The organism is Enterovibrio sp. QJM3NY_24 (assembly GCF_057786035.1).
This window is the reverse complement of record NZ_CM173520.1, coordinates 446,646-464,147: the sequence shown is the minus strand read 5'-3', so window position 1 is coordinate 464,147 and position 17,502 is coordinate 446,646. Positions and strand designations below refer to the sequence as shown.

Annotated in this window: 12 protein-coding genes and 3 pseudogenes; 2 read left to right on the top strand and 13 right to left on the bottom strand. The window is 49.4% G+C overall.

Going from position 1 to position 17,502, the window contains the following annotated elements; all coding sequences use genetic code 11:
- Positions 1–315 precede the first annotated feature (315 nt).
- A pseudogene (locus tag AC3CIC_RS18490) lies at positions 316–483 on the bottom strand (IS630 family transposase); the annotation flags it as partial.
- Positions 484–733: 250 nt separating this feature from the next.
- Positions 734–1,696 carry a transposase gene (locus AC3CIC_RS18485; RefSeq protein WP_488516647.1) on the bottom strand — a complete coding sequence of 321 codons (963 nt, stop codon included), beginning with the start codon at positions 1,694–1,696 and terminating at the stop codon, positions 734–736.
- A gap of 153 nt (positions 1,697–1,849) precedes the next feature.
- Between AC3CIC_RS18485 and AC3CIC_RS18480 the strand changes: the two are divergent.
- Positions 1,850–1,966, top strand: a pseudogene (locus tag AC3CIC_RS18480) (AraC family transcriptional regulator); the annotation flags it as partial.
- Positions 1,967–2,052: 86 nt separating this feature from the next.
- Here the strand turns inward: AC3CIC_RS18480 and AC3CIC_RS18475 are convergent.
- Positions 2,053–2,661: a DUF6198 family protein gene (locus tag AC3CIC_RS18475; protein ID WP_488516646.1), complete on the bottom strand. Its 609-nt coding sequence runs from the start codon at positions 2,659–2,661 to the stop codon at positions 2,053–2,055.
- Positions 2,662–2,931: 270 nt separating this feature from the next.
- Between AC3CIC_RS18475 and AC3CIC_RS18470 the strand changes: the two genes are divergently transcribed.
- Positions 2,932–3,414, top strand: a complete 483-nt coding sequence (locus AC3CIC_RS18470) for a permease (RefSeq protein ID WP_488516645.1) — start codon at positions 2,932–2,934, stop codon at positions 3,412–3,414.
- 61 nt (positions 3,415–3,475) lie between these two features.
- Here AC3CIC_RS18470 and copI read toward each other — a convergent pair whose 3' ends face one another.
- The 10 genes and pseudogenes from copI to doeA form a co-directional block, all read right to left on the bottom strand.
- Positions 3,476–4,054, bottom strand: a complete 579-nt coding sequence (gene copI, locus AC3CIC_RS18465) for a copper-resistant cuproprotein CopI (RefSeq protein WP_488516644.1) — start codon at positions 4,052–4,054, stop codon at positions 3,476–3,478.
- A gap of 54 nt (positions 4,055–4,108) precedes the next feature.
- A complete protein-coding gene (locus AC3CIC_RS18460) occupies positions 4,109–7,237 on the bottom strand; it encodes an efflux RND transporter permease subunit (protein WP_488516643.1) in 3,129 nt (1,042 codons plus the stop codon).
- Positions 7,234–8,943, bottom strand: a complete 1,710-nt coding sequence (locus tag AC3CIC_RS18455; RefSeq protein WP_488516642.1) for an efflux RND transporter periplasmic adaptor subunit — start codon at positions 8,941–8,943, stop codon at positions 7,234–7,236. Before AC3CIC_RS18455 ends, AC3CIC_RS18460 begins: the two co-directional genes overlap by 4 nt.
- Before the next feature lie 21 nt (positions 8,944–8,964).
- Entirely contained in the window at positions 8,965–10,341 is a 1,377-nt protein-coding gene (locus tag AC3CIC_RS18450) for a TolC family protein (RefSeq protein ID WP_488516836.1), read from the bottom strand.
- A gap of 100 nt (positions 10,342–10,441) precedes the next feature.
- Positions 10,442–10,897: a hypothetical protein gene (locus AC3CIC_RS18445; RefSeq protein ID WP_488516641.1), complete on the bottom strand. Its 456-nt coding sequence runs from the start codon at positions 10,895–10,897 to the stop codon at positions 10,442–10,444.
- A 416-nt stretch (positions 10,898–11,313) separates the two neighbouring features.
- Positions 11,314–12,725 (bottom strand): annotated as a pseudogene (locus AC3CIC_RS18440) (aminotransferase).
- Positions 12,726–12,751: 26 nt separating this feature from the next.
- Positions 12,752–14,266, bottom strand: coding sequence for an NAD-dependent succinate-semialdehyde dehydrogenase (locus tag AC3CIC_RS18435; protein ID WP_394209248.1), 1,515 nt, complete (start codon positions 14,264–14,266; stop codon positions 12,752–12,754).
- 277 nt (positions 14,267–14,543) lie between these two features.
- Positions 14,544–15,023 carry an Lrp/AsnC family transcriptional regulator gene (locus AC3CIC_RS18430; protein WP_394209288.1) on the bottom strand — a complete coding sequence of 160 codons (480 nt, stop codon included), beginning with the start codon at positions 15,021–15,023 and terminating at the stop codon, positions 14,544–14,546.
- A 216-nt stretch (positions 15,024–15,239) separates the two neighbouring features.
- Complete coding sequence (gene doeB, locus AC3CIC_RS18425) at positions 15,240–16,247, bottom strand: N(2)-acetyl-L-2,4-diaminobutanoate deacetylase DoeB (RefSeq protein ID WP_488516640.1); 1,008 nt, start codon at positions 16,245–16,247, stop codon at positions 15,240–15,242.
- Between the two features lie 47 nt (positions 16,248–16,294).
- Positions 16,295–17,482, bottom strand: a complete 1,188-nt coding sequence (gene doeA / locus AC3CIC_RS18420) for an ectoine hydrolase DoeA (RefSeq protein ID WP_016960251.1) — start codon at positions 17,480–17,482, stop codon at positions 16,295–16,297.
- Positions 17,483–17,502 lie beyond the last annotated feature (20 nt).

Below are 17,502 nucleotides of genomic sequence, written 5' to 3'. Positions count from 1 at the left end.
ATTGGGGGACAATAAGAAAAAAACCGAGCATCGCGATCGGTATATGTTGTGTCATTTGTTCATCCTTGAGAGTAAAAAATCGTATTCAGATATGTTACGTCTATCCATGATGCGCCTGTACGGTATGGCAATTAGTTTTACTGGCCAATCTATCAGGCTGTATTCTTCTCACTCGGCCTAAATTTTTTGATACCCCTTACGCATCATTGCCTCTTTATTTTGGGTTAACTCGAACAATAAGGACGCACTTGATTCACAATGGAAATAAAGTCAAACACAATCATTCGCCCCGATAAATAGCCGATCCAAATAGCGCTATATTTTCGCTGTGCCATGACCACTGCCTGGATAGGGCGATACCTGCTCTAAAAATTGTTTAACTTGCCTGAGCCATTGCCACATATACTTGCACCGGTGATTTCTGGTTATCGTTTCATGTAAGGCATGCCAAAGCCTTTCGATAACATTTACCCAAGGTGAATATGCATAAAAAACTGCGTAATATGCATAAAAAACTGCATTATATGCATAAAACACAGACAGACACATTAGGAAACATTGACTATTTCTCGATGGCGAACGCTTAAAAAGGGAGATATGTTTACTCTGTATTTAGCAGTAAACGGCAGTTATCGAAGAATGCGATCAAAATCTGTCGTATACAAAAATTTGGGGAAGCAGAAGGCTCAGATGGTTATCTGATTGGGGCACTGAAACCAAGGTAGGTGTTGGGTTATCTATCTGGCAGTCGAATGCCAGACATTCTTTGTCGATTGAGATGCGGCAAGGCTGCTTTCACTGCTGACTCCGCTCCAACAATACTTCCTCTTTCTATTTTGGTGCAGGTTCGTATCCAGCTCTGAGTATCGAAGCCTAGGCGCGAAAGTAAGGGCGGCAGTCCGTTTTCAATATGACCACGTTTATCATCACGTACCTGTCGCCCTGTCCAATCTACAAGTTCTAAATAATCCATGAGACGAAAGGGAATGCCGTCGGGCATGTCTTCGCGTGGGTTTCCAGCGAACGGGAACAAGCTTGGTGCCGTAATGTCTTCACTTTTCAAAGACTCAATTCGCGCTTTCACAGACGTATGGTCAGACTGCTCGGGTGTATCTGCAATCGCCGCACGCACAGGATTTAAGTCAACATACGCCATGGCTGCCGCCAACGCTTTTTCATCTAGCAGAGCTTGGCTCTTAAATCGCCCTTCCCAGAAATGACCTGTGCATTTGTCTTCACGGTTCGCTTCTGCTGCGATGTGTTGATTGATAAGTCGCATAAACCAGCTGACTGACGTTAGACGTTCGCGCCACACTTCAATGATGTTCATACAGCTTTCGGATTCTGCCTCCGAGAGCTTGTCCCCACGAATGAATCGCTGGATAAGCAAAGGACCTTGATGAAACGCCAACCAACGCTCCGCAACGTCTAGTGGAGATAATGTCTTGGCTTTATTTATGTTGATATGCAGCACGACGTGATAGTGATTGCTCATGATGGCGTAGGCACAAACATCAATGCAAAACGCGTGAGAAAGGGCCAATAATCGCTTCTCTATCCATCCTCTACGATGTTCATAACTTTTGTCAGTTGTATCATCATGGCCGCATAGAAAGGAGCGACGAACGCAACGAGAAACGCAGTGGTAGTAGGGTGTTGCGTCAAGACTGATAAGAGAAGAGCGCGCTTGAGCCATGGCCGAAATCTTTGATGAATGATGATAGTGAGGACAAGGTATCGCGGCGAGTTAACCGTTTCATCTTTAGGTATTCAGGATGGGCTGATTAGCAAGGAATGCTGAAACTGACAGTTTTGTTCTTTTCTTAAAGTGCCTGTCCAATCTTTTTTGGCGTCTGGTTTTAAATTGGGCTCAACGCCTGCTTACGTGCATTATCACCAAAACCATTTTCTCGATGAGCAGGAACGCTTTGAGTTGGATTTCTATCTGCCAATTAGTTCCTTCTGATAACAAAAAGGCCACCGAGAAGGTGGCCAGTTCAGGTGCTATTTACTGTTTATCTAGAAGCAAAAAGATCGGATGGCGATCAGGGTCTAAACAGCTTGCGATTTGGCCTGATAACGCCCAGGTTTGTGATTCATCGCTAAGATAAGGTTGGTGGTGATCGCGCCCAGTATCGACAATGCAATCAAGCTCAAATCCACAATGAACAGTGACATCACCACAATGGCGCAATCCAGTGCCATTTGCACCTTGCCAGCACGAATCCCAAAGCGTTCTTGAAGATACAGCGCGAGAATATTGAATCCGCCCAGACTCATTTTGTGGCGGAAGATAACTAACATGCCTGTTCCGATTAAGCCACCGCCAATCAGGGCCGCGTAAATGGGATCAATATGCGCAATATCAATAACGCGATACAGATGATCAACAGCCACAGAGACGATGCTGACCGCGATGAAAGTATTCAGCGTGAAACGCCAACCCATGCGCATGACTGACAGGATGTAGAACGGCAGATTGAGGGCGAAAAAGGCTTGGCCGAAACTTAAGGCGCTCACTTTGGTGAGGAAGATGGCAAGGCCTGCCGTGCCGCCTGTCAGTAAGCCAACTTTGTTGAAGAAAATGACGCCCAGCGAGACGAGTGCGCTGCCAAGCAGTAAGGCCAAGAGGTTTTCTCTGAGGCTATGATCTTTATCCATGTCTGATGATTCCTTTCTCTATTCCTGATCCCTGCGAATCCATAAATGTGCAGGTAATTGCTAAGTAAGATGCGGTTCTTGCTGACATTTGTCGAGATACCGGCATGGATTTGGATAAATGAGGTGTTCAGTGAAATTTACACTGGGTGTTGCCGCAGTCCTGTATCTGGGATTTTCAAACAGTTTTAAAACGTTAGTTGTCATCTAGCACTACATTCTGTGTGGCGACATGGGTTTGCTGTTTTGTAAGGTATTTTGGCTGAGGTAAATATGTCACCCACGATTGAAGTAAAACTCAAAGACTCTCTGATATCCGCACTGATCAATGGGGTCATTAATGCAGTGATTGCCAGCTATACGTTTGGCTCAAAGACATTGGTTCCGATGTCGTTGGATATGATTTCGACCAAAGAGCTATCAGTTTGGGGGCAAGCAGTCCCGCTGACATTTGGCCTTGGCATTATTCTTTCGCTGATCACGGCGAAGGTGTTTGCGGGCAAGGTGAGCAAGGCGCATCCAGAACTCAAAGAGACAGTAACCAAGCCCATTTTCCCAACGCTTTTGGTTATCGCGATTAACAACGCGGCCTTTCTGTTTGGTTGGTTTGTTGTGCTAGCGATCCTTTGGACGCGCGTGTTCGGTGAGGTGTATGTTTCTTCTTGGTTAGCTTCGGCGCTGGTGGGTGTGTTTGCCGTGATTGTCACTGTGTTGGTTGAAACGCGAACCAAGAAAGCGGTACTGAAGGGGGAGTAAGACAAACCATAGCCGCATTGCTGCGGCTATGGTTGCGATGACTGGGCTATCTCAAAGAGAGTTACAGTGTCACACTCTTTATCATGCCAGCTTCGGCATGACCTGGGATGTTGCAGGCAAACTCAACGCTTTTGTCGCCGTGGAAATGCCACAGAAGTTGCTTGGCTTTACCCGGTTTAACGGTGACCGTGCTGCCTGAATCGTGGTCGTGATGGCCTGTCATGTTTTTCATCATTTCGCGGTGTTTGAGTTGTTCGTCCATTGAGCCGATAGAAAACTCGTGGTCGATTTTACCCACGTTCATCACCACAAATTGCACCACGTCATTTGGCTCAATGGTCACGTCTTTCTTGAAGTTAATGCGCATGTCATCAGTCAAAATAACGTGAACCACTTTGTCGGGTTTTGCGCCATTTGCTGGCATACCCACTGCAGACATACCTTCCATGTTCATCATGCTCGAATGGTCCATCTTTGAATCATCCATGTCGCCGTGCCCCATGGCTGCGTGATCCATGGTTTCTTGTGGCTTCTTGCCATGATCCATCTTGCTGTGGTCCATTTTGGAATGATCCATGTCTGCAGCCATTACGCTCGTCGTGAAAATAGCCAGTGAAAGTGCAAGTAGTGTCTTTTTCATTGTGTTTTCCTTCTTAAAGTAGATATTCCGCGCCTCGTCGACACGGAAAATTCATTAACTGTGTTGTGTGATTTCTCGGTTTTTCCAAAGTTTGTAAATGGCTGGCAGAACCAGCAGCGTCAGAATGAGGGCAGATGCCATGCCGCCAATCATCGGGGCGGCAATACGCTGCATCACTTCAGAGCCTGTGCCTTCGCCATACATGATGGGGATCAGGCCGATAATGACGGTCAGCACTGTCATCATCACGGGGCGAACACGCAGCCCCGCACCTTCACGAATGGCGCCAGTGAGATCTTCTGGGTAAAGCGGTTGGTTGTTTTCTTGTGCTTCAAGCTTTTTGGCGTGCCATGCCTGGTTGAGGTAAACCAACATGATGACGCCGATTTCGACAGCCACACCCGAAAGGGCAATAAACCCTACGCCAACGGCAATCGAGAAGTTGTAACCCAAGTAGTGCATGAGCCACAGGCCGCCGACCATTGCCAGTGGTAGGGTTGCCATGATGATCATGACTTCGCCTACGCGACGGAAACTCAAGTACAACAGCAACATGATGATGGCGATGGTGATAGGCACGACCACGCTCAAGCGCTCTTTTGCGCGCTCCATGTATTCGTACTGACCCGACCATGCTAAAGAGTAACCTGTTGGTAATATCAGTTGGTCTGCGACAGCTTTTTGCGCGTCGACCACGTAAGAGCCAAGATCACGACCGTCGATATCCACGAACACCCAGCCATTAGGACGCGCGTTTTCGGTTTTGATCATCGGTGGGCCGTCTTCATAGCGAATATCGGCTACATCAGCCAGTGCGATACGTGCGCCATTGGGTGTCACGAGCGGCAGGTTTTGCAGCTTCACCACAGAGTCACGGTAGTCTTGCGGGTAGCGAACATTGATAGGGTAGCGCTCTAACCCTTCAACGGTTTCACCCACATTCATACCGCCCACAGCAGTGGAAACCACTTGCTGAACGTCTTTTATGCTCAAGCCATAACGGGCTGCGGAGAGACGTTTGATGTCGATGGTGACGTAACGTCCGCCAGCAACACGTTCTGCATACACAGAGGCCGTGCCAGCAACCTGATTCAAGATAGGTTCCAGATCCGCGCCGATGCCTTCGATGACCTTAAGATCAGGGCCCGCAATCTTGATGCCGATAGGCGTTTTAATGCCCGTTGCCAGCATGTCGATGCGCGTTTTGATTGGCATGACCCATGCGTTGGTGAGGCCGGGGAATTGCACCAAATCATCAAATTCTTTACGTAGCGATTCAGTGGTGAGTCCTTCACGCCATTCTTTACGTGGCTTCAGTTGGATCACGGTTTCAATCATGGTCAATGGGGCAGGGTCGGTCGCGGTTTCCGCTCGTCCAATTTTGCCCCACACCGTTTCCACTTCAGGCACGGTTTTGATCAGCTTATTGGTTTGCTGCAATAGCTCGCGCGCTTTACCGATAGAGATACCGGGATACGTCGTCGGCATGTACATCAAATCACCTTCATCCAGCGGCGGAATGAATTCGCTGCCAAGTTTACTGGTGGGGTAATACGCCGAGGCCATCAATGCGATAGCGACCACAATCATGGTCTTAGGGAAGGTCAGACTAAGGTTCAGCAATGGTCGATATAAGGCAATCAGACCACGGTTAACCGGGTTTTTGTTCTCTGGCAATATCTTCCCGCGAATGAAGTAGCCCATCAGTACCGGCACCAAAGTGATCGAGAGACCTGCAGCCGCAGCCATTGCATAGGTTTTGGTGAAAGCCAATGGCGAGAACATCTTGCCTTCTTGCCCTTCGAGCGCAAACACAGGCACAAAGCTGAGGGTAATAATCAGCAGGGAGAAGAACAGCGGCGCACCCACTTCTTCTGCCGCTTTACTGATCACTTGCCAGCGGTTTTTGTCGGTGAGTGGGGTTCGCTCTATGTGCTTGTGGACGTTCTCAATCATGACGATAGCGCCATCCACCATGGCACCGATGGCGATGGCGATACCACCAAGGGACATGATGTTGGCGTTAATGCCTTGCCAGTGCATGACGATAAAGGCGGATAAAATACCAATCGGCAAGCTGATGGCAATAACCAGTGATGAGCGAATATGGAAAAGGAACAGGGCGCACACGACGGCGACCACGATGAATTCTTCCGCCAGTTTCTGCCATAGGTTTTCCACGGCGGCATCAATCAGGGTAGAACGATCGTAAGTGGCAACAATTTCCACGCCGTCTGGCAGGCTGCGTTGCAGTTCATCGAGCTTAGCTTTGACATTGGCGATCACCTCGCTGGCATTTTCACCAAAGCGCATGACAATCACGCCACCCACCGCTTCGCCTTCTCCGTTGAATTCGGAAATGCCGCGACGCATTTGTGGGCCAATGTTGATGTCAGCAATGTCGCCCAACAGCAATGGCGTGCCTTTTTCGGTGACTTTTAGCGGCAACGATTGAATGTCTTCAACACTCGAAAGGTAACCCGTGGTGCGAACCATGTGTTCGGCTTCTGCCACTTCAATGACAGACGCACCTGCTTCTTGGTTGCCGTTTTGGATCGCCATGTTGATCTGTTGCAGCGTTAGGTTGTACGCACGCAGTTTGGCCGGATCGATTTGCACCTGATATTGCTTCACCATGCCGCCAACAGTGGCGACTTCAGAGACACCATCCACGGTTTGTAGTTCGTACTTTAAGAACCAATCTTGCAGGCTACGAAGCTCTGCCAGATCGTGCTGCCCGGTTTTGTCTTGCAGTACGTAGCTGTAAATCCAGCCCACGCCCGTTGCATCAGGCCCCAGTGTCGGTTTGGCGCTCGGTGGTAATTTTGGCGCGACTTGGCTTAAATACTCCAATACACGCGAACGTGCCCAATACATGTCGGTATTGTCGTCGAAGATGATGTAAACGTAGGAGTCACCAAAGAAGGAGTAACCTCGAACCGTTTCGGCGCCCGGCACGGCTAACATGGCGGTGGTTAATGGATACGTGACCTGATCTTCCACCACTTGTGGCGCTTGACCCGGATAACTGGTTTTGATGATCACCTGCACATCGGACAGATCCGGCAGGGCATCGACGGGGGTATTCTTAACGCTGTATAAGCCGCCCAGCGTAAGAAAGAGGGTCGCGACCAGTACCAGAAATCGGTTGGCAATCGACCAGCGAATAACGGCACCAATCATTGTTTGCCTCCTTCTAGCTCAAGTGCTTTAAGGAAGTAATCCGCCCCGTTTTTGGTGACTAAAAAGCGGACGGTTTGGCCTTCAGCAAAAGCGCCTAGATTAACGCTTTCTTCCACGGAGAAATTCATTTCTCCCGCGTCCCATTTCCACTCACTCACCGGCTGGTGGGTTAGGGTGATCATGCCGAAATCTGCCATCAACATGGAGATTTCGCCGGATACCCAAACTTCATTCGGCGCAGCGTCGTCACTGAGTTTGAAATCAACGATTTCATATTGGCCTGATTCGGCTTTTTGCATTTCAAAATCGATGGCTTGTCCGACGTCGAACTCGTCCAGTTCAATACCCTCGGCAAAGGTGAAATTCATCACCATGCCTGGCAAGTTCCATGCGGGAACGGGTTCGTGATTGATGGTGAGCATGCGGTGTCCCATCATCACATCAGTGATTTCGCCTTTGGCCCATTGGGTTTCTGCGGCCGCTTCAATACCATTGATTCTGGCTAAATCGGCAGACTGGCTGGATTCTGAGTCCAGCATAAAGTGGGCAGAAGTGACGACACGATGTTTGTCGGTTAAACCTTGCAGCACTTCAATGGTATCTCCCGCTTCACGTCCCACTTCAATACGAGCAGAGCGATACTTGCCATCGCCTTCAGCGAGTACCACGCGGGTCATGCCGCCAGAGCGGATCACTGAGGATTTTGGGATAGTGAGAACGGCATCTTCCGTGACAGGTTGCAGTGCAATATTGGCAAACATATTGGGTTTGAGTTCACCGTCTGCATTGGTGAACTTCAAGCGCATGCGCAGGGTACGGGTTTTCGGGTCTAAAATTGGATACACGTAATCGACTTTGCCTTGCCATTCTTTACCAGGAACACCATCTAGTGTCATGGTTGCCATGCTGCCTGCATTGACCCAGTGCGCCTGACGTTCAAACACCTCGGCATCAACCCACACTTCGTCTAGTGGGCCGGCACTGATCACCGCTTGGGAAGGAGAAAGGTATCCCCCCTCACGAATGTTAAGACTGGCGATAATGCCATCGCCCAAGGCTTTGACATCTATGGTTTGTGACGCTTTTCCGCGTTTAATGATCTGTGCAATTTGGTCGCGGTCGACCCCTAAAGAAACCAATCGTTCTGTTGCGCCCTTCATCAAGCCTTTGCGGCCTGTGCGGTAGGCGTTGAGCAGTTCTTCTTGTGCTTTAACGAGATCGGGAGAATAGAGCGTAAAAAGCACATCGTCTTTGCTGACTTTTTCGCCCACGGCATTGATATATAACTTTTGTACCCAACCCGCGACGCGGACGTTGGTTTGCCATAGGTGGCTTTCATCAAAGGCAATATAACCAACGGTTTCAATACGCGGTGACAGTGGCGCCCACTCAACGGCGGCTGTTTTTACGCCAAGGTTATTTTCGACCGCTGGGCTAATTTTTACTGTCCCTGCTTTGTCGCCTTCGCTTGACGCATCATCCGCATACACGGGGATCAAATCCATGCCCATCGGGGATTGTCCCGGTTTATCACGCTGGTAATTGGGGTCCATAGGCGCGACCCAATATAAAGGCTCATCATTACTCGCAGGTGTCGCTGCGCCAGCCATGGCTGACATGTCATGCCCTGAAAGCAGTTGGTTTGCACCAAATCCGATGGCACCGCCAACCAGCAAAGCGAGGGTAGCTACTTGCATTGTTTTCATTGTTATCTCCTACCTTGCGGCTTAGTGCTTTGTTTGTGATGGCGCTGGGTTTGGCATTGCGATATCAGGTGTCACGGTCGTGTAATCAAAACTACCCAATAAGGTCGCCAAATTGCTGTTCACGAGATTTAAATCGGTGATCAAACGTTGCTGCTCAAGGGATAAAGTGAGTTCATCACTGGCGGCGGCTATCACGTCATTAAACTGTGCCGTGTTGTTTTGGTATCCACGTTCAACCGCTTTGGTGCGTGCGCTAGCCTGTTCTAGCAAGGTGGTTCTGTAGCGATCTAAACGTTGCTCTAGATTGCTTTTATCCACCAAAAGCGCATTCACCTTGGCGTTCATTTGCGCAAGGAGGAGGTCTTTCTGTGATTTTGCAGCGCCCACTTGGTACTGAGCGGCGGCATGGTTTCTGTCCTGACGGTTATCGGTGAACAGCGGAATATCGAGCGTCAGATACGCGCTAACTAAATCGGAGGCAGGTTGACCGTTCATGCCGTTAGCTTGGCGATAGCCGTACATCACTTCGACACCAAACTGCGGCGCGTAAGCTTGCTCGGCCAATTCAACCTGCGTTTCTTGTGTGGTGATAGCCACATCGGCCATTTTTACCATTGGGTGCTGGCGAAGAAGGGCAAAATGCTCGACGGAGTTGGTTTGACTCAGCGTTGCCGTCAGGGTTTGCCAATTTAGCTGATTGGTCGCTTTCAGTTCCTGCGCGTTTTCCAGCCAGTTTGCACCCAGCCATTCGGAGAGTTGAGAAATAATGCGGCGCTGAACCTGCGCGTTGGCTTGCAGTTTTTCATCAAGCTTACTGACTTGAAGTTGGGCGTTGAGCAAGTCTTGCGCTTCATTCTTGCCAATCGAATAGTTGGTTTGGATGAAGGTAGTAAGCTCTCGCATCAGGCGTTGGTTCTCGCGCAAAATGCGTTTAGCCTGTTGCTGATAACCCAATTCTAACCAGAGCTGAGTCAGAGTATTGGCCACTTCGCGCTCACGCACTTCGACTTGAAGCTGAATGCCATCGGCTTGCTGATTGGCTTTTCTACCTTGCAAAGACAAGGTGTCACCACGTTCAAACTGCTGCATCAGGCCAATGGAGATGTTGGTCATTGGGTCTTTATCGAACTGGAAGCTGTCTACGGGCAGGCCACCCACACCCACTTTGAGTTTGGGATCCATCAAGGTAGCACTGGCTATGCCTGTTTCACGCATTGCTTGAGATTGCGCATAGAACTGCTTTCGGCTGGCATCGTTTGCTAATGCTGTTTCGATAAGTTGCGTCAGTGTGTTGGAGTCAGACGCCAAACGTACTTGCTCTGCCGATGGAGCGGCGAAAGCGGGCGTTGGCATCCATACCATGGCACTGATCGACAGTGCTAATAAGCTTGGTTTGATATTCACGAGTTAAATCCATTCTGTTCGCGTCAAATTCGGACGCGGAATTACCCTCCACGGCGTTTTATAGGCGCAGTGGTACGACATATCAGGGATGGATTTATGCTATCGGGGGTCGGTAGAGAGATTGAACGCGAGCGATGAGGGTAACGCCTTGCTCCAAGTGGATAAGGGCAAGTTTGGTTACGTGTTGCTCAGATTGATAATTGGGGGAGATTAGCGCAACAGCGCTGAAACAGGTCGCCGTACAGCAGTTATGAACCATGGTTGGATCGGCGCTGCAATCGAGCATTTCTGTTTCTGATGGAGGGTTAGGTGAAGCCCTATGTTGAGCATGCAAATCGGTTGAAGGTTCAAGCAACAAGCAATCTTGATCAGAATCTGTATTTGAAGCCGCGTGATGCTCTTCGCTCATTGTAGCGTGAGACATCTGTTCGCTGGACATCATGTGCACTGACATCGACATCATTGATGCGCTCGACGCAAAACCGGACGTCAGCATGACAAGCAAGCTGATAATAGCGATCCAGTATGTACGAAAAGATGAAAAGCGCATCGAAAGACTTTTGTGAGTAGATATTGAAGAGAAGTATAAAGGTTACAGTTGGGGGAAGGTCAACAAATATCGTTTCTAGATCCTGAGAATACGTGTAATTGCACACGTGTTAGCCATTTTTAGGCGGCTACGGGCACATTTTTTCAATATTGCACGGAGTATCAAGAAGAATGTCATCCAGTTTGTCTGGATGAATCATGTCTTCCTTTGCAATGCTCGTATTCATTACCGCCAAGTTCTGGCCAAGCCTTATTTAGCATGGGTTTCAGGCTTACTGCTGCATGGGCGTGTTGTAACATTTTCCACTTCATTTCCCACAACGTAATAGGGGTGTCGGGATGATCGCTATTGTCATCTTCAATAAAAAGCCCCGAATTCGGGGCTTTTTCAATGGCATGACGTGATGTTTGAATGTGTTAAGCGGCCTTCCAGCTACCACTGCTCACCAACTTGTCTGTCACTTTGTCGATGGCTTTTTTTGCCCGCGAGACGATATCGTCAATGTCTGCATGGTTAACAACCAGTGGTGGCGCGAAACCCAAAATGTCGCCGTGTGGCATGGCACGAGCGATCAAACCCTGTTCAAGACATGCAGCGGCGATTTGTGGGCCGACTTTTAACGAGGGATCGAAGTGTTCGCGTTTGAATTTGTTGCTGGAAAACTCAAGCGCATGCAGCAATCCGATACCGCGGCTGTCACCAATGAGCGGGTGATTGGCAAATGTGGCCTGCATCTGTTGTTGGAAATAGGCGCCCGTATCACGGGCATTCGCCGTCAGGTTTTCACGCTCGATAATATCGAGGTTACACAGCGCCGATGCTGCGCCCAATGGGTGACCTGAATAGGTATAACCGTGCCCGATAGCGCCCCATTGATCTGTGCCATCTTCAAGCACCTTCCATACTCTTTCACCCACCATGACGCCGGAAAGCGGTTGATAGGCTGAAGTCAGTCCCTTGGCGACGGTAATGAGGTCGGGCTTCATGTCATACATGATTGAACCAAAGTCAGCGCCAAGACGACCAAAACCACAAACCACTTCATCAGAAATGAGCAAAATGTCGTATTTATCCAATACTTTGCGGATTTCCTGCCAGTAGCCTTCTGGTGGCGGAACAATACCACCAGTGCCCAGTACAGGTTCGCCAATCATGGCGGCGACGGTTTCTGGACCTTCGGCGAGCACCATTTTTTCCAATTCATCTGCGCAGTATTTTGAGAACTCACGTTCGGTCATCCCGTCGTCTTGACGACGATAATAGTAAGGCGCGACAGTGTGTTTAATCCGATCAAGCGGCAGATCGAAATGGGCATGAAAGAGTGGCAGCCCTGTCATTGAACCCGAGGCGATACTGGAGCCGTGATAACCACGATCACGAGAGATGATTTTCTTTTTCTCTGGCAGCCCGCGCACATTGTTGTAATACCAAACGAGCTTGAGTTGGGTTTCATTGGCATCACTGCCCGACATACCGTAATACACCTTGCTCATGCCTTGGCCGCCATCTTCAAAATACGTTCTGACAGGGTGATCAATGCTTCGTTCGTGTGGCCGACATACGTGTGGTAGTAAGCGAGTTTTTTTGCTTGTTCGTAGATGGCTTCGGCCATTTCTTCTCGGCCGTAGCCGATGTTCACACAGTAAAGCCCCGCGAAAGCATCGACAAGTTCTATGCCTTCTGAGTCTTGAATGCGAATGCCTTTGGCGCTGGTGATAATACGCCCAGGCAAGTCACCATCGGCGTATTGCTTTAGATGGGTTGATGCGTGAAAGACGTTCTGACGGTCTATTTCGAGCAAGGCTTTGGTATCAATATTCTGTGTCATATCAAACTCCATGTATCTGCAAAAGATCAGCAACCGCTGGCTGTCGGTAAACCGCCAAGGCAGTAATATTTAATTTCGCTGTATTCATCAAAACCGTGTCGGCTACCTTCGCGCCCAAGGCCTGACTGCTTCATGCCGCCAAACGGGATCGGGTGACCCGTCATTTTCACGCTGTTCACACTCACCATGCCAAACTCTAGCCCGCGCATGAGCTTCCATATGTCGCGGATATCGTTTCCGTAAACGTAGGCGGCAAGGCCATATTCGGTGTCGTTCGCGGCAACAAGGAGGTCATCTAAGTTGTCGTAGGCAATCACACCTGCAACGGGGCAGAAGTTCTCTTCACGATATACCGCCATGTCAGGCGTAACTTGGGTTAGCAGTACGGGATGAAAAAAATTGCTGTTTAGCGATTGTGGTGATTTTCCTGCGAGTAGCGTTGCGCCTTTTTCGAGTGCATCGTCGACCAATTTTTGCGCTTTTTCGACGGCTTGACGGCTTATCAACGGGCCAAGGTCTACGCCTTTTTGCATACCATTTCCAACGCGAAGTTTTTGCATGCCAGCAGCGAAGGCCGCGACAAATTCGTCATGGTATTCGCGTGGTACAAAGATCCGGTTGGCGGCGAGGCAGTCTTGGCCTGATGTCTGGAACTTGGCATCAATCGCAGCGTTGGCTGCTTCATGAATGTCCATGTCCGGCAGAACAATGAAAGGGGCATTGCCACCTAACTCCATCGAGCACTTCTTCACTGTATCTGCGCATTGTTCGAGTAGGATTTTCCCGACGCGTGTGGAGCCGGTAAACGAGAGGGCCTTTACTTTGTCTGAGGCGCACAGCGTGGCGGAGATCATGGGTGCATCGCCGGTGACCACGTTAAATACTCCGGCTGGAATGCCAGCCCGCTCTGCCAATTCCGCGAGTGCTAATGCGGAGAAGGGCGTTTCGTTGGCAGGTTTCACGATCACCGTACAACCAATTGCCAATGCAGCAGCGGCTTTGCGGGTGATCATTGCATTGGGGAAATTCCATGGCGTGATTAACGCCGCGACGCCAATCGGTTCTCTCAGAGTAGCAAGCTGTGCATTGGGGATATGGCTAGGGATGGTTTCACCATAAGCTCTACGCGCTTCTTCGGCAAACCAGCGAATGAACGATGCGCCATAATCAATTTCGCCACGAGCATCGTTTAAGGTTTTTCCTTGTTCCAATACCATTAAGCGGGCGAGGTCCTCTCTGTTTTCAAGCAGCAAATCATGCCAACGCATCAGTTTGGTCGCCCGTTGTTCTGCGGATAAGGCACGCCAAGGAACAAACGCTTTGTGCGCAGCGTTGATGGCCTTGTCGACCTGAGATTTTTTTAATGAGGTGACATAACCCAACACATGATCATCGGCGGGGTTGGTTACGGCAATATCGTCGTTACCTGCCACCCATTTCCCGTTTATATAAGCAAGCTGACGGAGTAAGCGCGCATCATCCAACTGGGCTAACACAGCGTTGCTGGCTTTTCCTTCGTATGGCAAATTCAGTGCGGCCATATCATGACCTCCCTATAAGGTGACTCGTGTATCTCCAAGCAACCTCAAGATGCTTGTAGAGCGAGAGTTTGTTTGGGTATATATGGTTGTTGTCATTAAAAGGTAAGTCAGTTTCGGCTGGGTTGTTTTCTGTTAAATAGCGTTTGGCATGAGGTTTTTTTCTATTGGACGACGAAAGACATGGTGTTTTTTCTGCACAGGAAAACGAGTGCGATTAATGGCCTGACGTGAGCAATAAAAGAGGCGTTGAGGAGAGTTTTGTGAGGCGAAAAGAAGGTTATCGCATCAGGTTTTCATCGATTTCAAATGTGTCACCTTGGTGCTTGATCGTTTTCGTGACGATGTAGGTGTAATAGCGCTCAATACTGAGTTCTGACACCAGCCAACTGTCGACAAGACGTTGATATTGGTCGATATCTTTCACCATGACTCTGAGGATGTAGTCAATGCCTCCACCCGTTGCGAAACAGTCAGCCACTTCAGGGCAGGTTTGCATGGCTTCTTCAAAACGTTTGAAGCTGGCTGCGTCGTGTTTTCCAAGTGTGACTTCCACCATCACCGGCGTTTTTTTACTGAAGATACTGGGGTTGATCTTGGCGCCATAGCCTTCAATGATCCCAGCCTCTTCAAGGCGTTTTACTCGTTCCCAGCACGGACTGATCGACAGATTAATCGCTTCGGCGAGGTGCGATTTTGTGATTCGCCCTTGCGTCGCCAAAATTTGCAGGATTTTTGTGTCGTACCGATCAAGTTGCATTGATGACCCTGTCTCAGTGTGCTCGATAGCTTTAAGCGTGGCACAGAGTTGGAATTGTTGACATTTCTCGTCGCCAATTTTGCGTGCTTGAGGTGAGAGGTGAGAGGTGATGGGCGAGGGCGCTTGGTTCACATAGCCCAGGCAGAAACAAGCGGCGTCGAGCAGCTTTAGGATGCATGATGCAACGCCGTTCGCAATACCGCAGAAGTGAGGTGGTTAGTCGATTGGCTTCGCAAGCACGGCGAAGGTGTCCCCGAGGCTGATCTTAGCTAAATGCCGACGGGCAGCGAGGATACCGTGAGTTTGTGAACGGTATTCGATCGGGGCTTGTCCACTGCGCTCGGTCGAATAAACGCGCGCGATGAGGTCACCTTCTTTGATGTCATCACCCAAGTTCACACATAGCTCCAAAATTCCATTGTGCTCGCTTTGCAAATAACACTGAGCATTTGGGATTTCTAAGAAGATAGGATCGCTAGTTGGCTCAATGTAGCTTTTAAGCAAAATACCGCTGTAAACAAGAAAGTTATGAATACCACGATCTGCCATTTCAATTGTTTCAGGATTCGTGGTTCCGCCGCCTCGCAATTCCGTGGTGACGAACACTTTTCCTTGTGCTTCAACAGCCGTGTCATACAGCTGCGTCGGGTCCATTTCTTCCATATAAAAACAGTAGGGCGCGCCAAACAATCGTGCGCCTTCTATGCAACGTTCTTCCTGCGTTTTATCGACAAGACGGTGAGCCGCAGCGAAAGGGAGAATGTCTAGTGTCTTGCCCCCTGAGTGAATATCCAGCGCGGTATCACACAAGGTGACAAGATGACGGCTGAAATAGTCGGCCATGCGTTCTGTCATGCTGCCGTAGGGGTGACCCGGAAATGCGCGGTTCATGTTGCCGTTATCAATGGGAGAAACACGGCTTCCCGCTTCGACAGCCGGGTGGTTCATCATTGGCACGATAATTACGCGGCCTTTGATATCAGCGGGTGTTAGGGTATGGCTCAATTTGAGTAATGACGTGATCCCTTCGTATTCATCGCCATGATTTCCCCCAGTTAGCAGCGCTGTTTGACCCTCACCATTTTTAATGACAGTGATGGGGGTCATGATGGCACCCCACGCCGATCCATCATGAGAATAAGGCAATTTCAAAAAGCCATGCTGTATGCCGTCTGCTTCAAAATCAACGGTTGTTGATACTGAACTAGGCGGTAATTTCGCCATAGAATCTTAATCCTTTTTTCGTGAGCGTTTGAGTATGTGCTTCACTGCTAATGCTTAATAAAAAGCTGGCGTGGAAAATTGCACAATGTTTCTGCACCATACTGCGTGATCACGATGCTTTCTGTGGTTTCCATGCCCCAATCATCCATCCAAAGACCGGGCATAAAGTGAAATGTCATGCCTTCTTTCAAAATGGTAGTGTCAGTGTCGCGAAGGCTCATGGTGCGCTCACCCCAATCGGGTGGATAGCTCATACCGATTGGGTAGCCGCATCGTGAACCGCCCCGATCAAAACCATACTTCACCATGATGGCATTGAGGGCGCGGGCAATGTCGCCACACGTATTACCAGGCTTGGCAACCGCCAGTCCCGCTTCTAGACCTTCATTCAATGCATCGTTGGCGCGTTTAAAATGATCGGCCGGCTCGCCAAGATAAATCGTGCGTGAAAGCGGACAGTGATAGCGACGGTGAACCCCCGCCATTTCGATAAAAGTGCCTTCACCTTTTTTAAAGGGACGATCATCGTACGTGAGATGTGGGGCCGACGCGTCAATGCCAGACGGTAGCAAGGGGACGATAGCGGCATAGTCGCCGAAGTGACCATCGTGACCGATCACGGAGTGCTTGTTAATTTCGGCCACCAGAATATGTTTCGGTAATCCGGGCTCGATCAGGTCGTAAGCCACGCGGTGCATGTTTTCTACAATGCGCGCAGCTGCTCTCATGTAATAGAGTTCTTGTTCTGATTTCTCTGCTCTGCACCAGTTAACCAAGCCTGTTGCATCAGTAAATGATGCGTTGGGTAGGTTGTCACGCAATGCCTCGTAGGCGGTTGCGCTGAAGTAGTAATTGTCTTTTTCGACGCCAATTCGACCACGGTCCCATAGTTTTTCACCAAGCACTGCGTTAGCGAGATACTCCATAGGATGAAGCGGAGGATTCATCACATAGTGATCCGGGTAGCCTACGACATTTTCAGGAGACATATGAACGGTGCGACGTGCACCATTGGCGTCTTGGTTACGACCAAACCACAAAGGAACGCCAGTTTGCGCGACGACGACACATTGAGGTACGTAAAATGACCAGCCGTCATAGCCTGTTAGCCACGCCATGTTGGAAGGATCATGGACGATGAGAATATCAATTTCGTTGATTTCCATAGCCGCACGAACTTTCTCCAGCCGGACGTCGAACTCTTCCAGTGTAAAATTAAGGACTACATCACTCATGTCCCTTTACTCCTCAATAT